Consider the following 2008-nt stretch of genomic DNA (forward strand, 5'->3'; position numbering starts at 1 on the left):
GCGGATGCCGCCGAACGGCTGGACGGAACGCTTGAGCGGGGCGTCGGTCTGAAGACCGACGATCCGTTCTTTTTCTTTGTCAATGTACCCCGGCGCATGCGAAGTAATGGTGGAGACGGTGTGGAGGTCGATGTCCAGCACGCCTCCATTTTCCCGTTCCTTGCGCATCAATACGCTAAGCTGCTGCCAAAGATCCGTTGTTGCTTCCGTCGGTCCGGCCAGGAATTCCGAGCCTCCCGTATAGGGTGAAATATTCCGGTCGATGAAATCTTTCACGTCGATCCGATGCTGCCACTTGCCCGGCGCGAACTGGCGCCAAGCCTCCGATTGTTCGGGATTCCGGTTCATTTCCGCTTCTTTCAAGCTCATAGTTGGGTCTCCTCTCCAAGAAGTCGTCTCTTTTTATTCGAATTTTCCGTAGAACGCGTTGCGGTAAACGTCCGCCAGCTCCGTCACGAGCGGCAGGCGCGGATTCGCTGTCGTACATTGGTCCTCGAACGCGCGGTCCGCGAGCACATCGACCTTCGCTTCAAAGTCTGCCGGATCGAAGCCGAGATCTTGGAATCTCTCCGGAATGCCAAGCGATTGATTCAGTTTGCGCACTGCGGCGATCAGGCTGTTCACGCCTTCTTCCGTCGTCTTCGCCGGCAGGCCCAGCACTCGAGCAATCTCAGCATACCGTTTGTCCGCGATGAAATGATTGTATTTCGGGAACGATGCGAACTTGGTCGGCTTCTGCGCGTTGTACCGGATGACGTGCGGCATCAGAATCGCGTTCGTGCGGCCGTGCGCCGTATGGTATTCGCCGCCCCATTTGTGCGCCAAGCTGTGGTTGATGCCCAAGAAGGCATTGGCGAAGGCCATACCGGCAATCGTCGAAGCGTTATGCATTTTTTCCCGTGCCAGCGGGTCGCCGGTGTGGAACGAATTTTCCAGATGCTCGAATACGAGCTGAATGGCTTTCATCGCCAATCCGTCCGTATAATCGTTCGCCATCACCGAGACGTACGCTTCAATCGCATGCGTAAGCACGTCCATCCCCGTATCCGCAACGGCCGTTTTCGGCAGGCTGTAAACGAATTCCGGATCGATAATCGCCACGTCCGGCGTCAGCTCGTAATCGGCAAGCGGGTACTTGGTGTTGCCTTTATGATTATCGGTAATGACTGCAAAAGAAGTCACTTCCGAGCCTGTGCCCGATGTCGTCGGAATCGCGACGAACTTCGCTTTCTGACCGAGGCGCGGATATTTGTACACCCGTTTGCGGATATCGAGAAACTTCTGCTTGAGCGAATCGAAGCTCGTGTCCGGATATTCGTAGAACAGCCACATCGCTTTGGCCGCGTCCATCGGCGATCCGCCGCCCAGTGCGATAATGCAGTCCGGCTTGAATGCAGCCATACGGGCCGTACCGCGGTCTACCGTATCGACGGAAGGATCCGGCTCAACCTCGGAGAACACTTCGATAGCAACGGGCTGCTTCCGCTTGCGCAGATAATACTCCAGGCGTTCCACGTAGCCGAGCTTCACCATCATCGCGTCGGTGACGATCATCACCCGTGTAATATCGGGCATTTTCTCCAGATATTGCGTCGAGCCTTTTTCAAAATATACTTTCGGCGGCACCTTGAACCACTGCATATTGACCGTCCTTTCGGCGACACGCTTCAGGTTGAGCAGGTTGACGGCGGAAACGTTGGCGGTCGTCGAGTTATGCCCGTAAGAGCCGCAACCGAGCGTCAGCGAAGGCAGGTTCGTGTTGTAAATGTCTCCGATCGCCCCGTGAGTCGACGGCGCATTGACGATGACGCGTCCGGTTTGCAGTCGAGCCGCGAATGCTTGAATGATTTCCTCGTTCTTGGAATGGATAACCGAGGAATGCCCCATGCCGCCGAAGGCGACGACTTCTGCCGCGCGCTCGATGCCTTGCGCCGCATTTTTCACTTTATAGCAAGCGAGCACCGGGCTCAGCTTCTCCGCAGACAGCGGGTAGGCGTCGCCTACGCCC

2 protein-coding genes are annotated in these 2008 nt (G+C 56.5%); both read right to left on the reverse strand.

The window, feature by feature from the left end; genetic code table 11:
* Window positions 1–369 (reverse strand): pyruvate formate lyase family protein (locus QJ48_RS34135; RefSeq protein ID WP_272948184.1); only part of this gene is annotated, 369 nt, incomplete at its 3' end.
* A 33-nt stretch (window positions 370–402) separates the two neighbouring features.
* Window positions 403–2008, reverse strand: a 1606-nt coding sequence (locus tag QJ48_RS34140) for an iron-containing alcohol dehydrogenase (protein WP_157261850.1), incomplete at its 5' end; no start/stop codon positions are given.

The sequence above is a fragment of the Paenibacillus sp. A3 genome (genome assembly GCF_001399685.1).
Taxonomy (GTDB): Bacteria; Bacillota; Bacilli; order Paenibacillales; family NBRC-103111; genus Paenibacillus_G.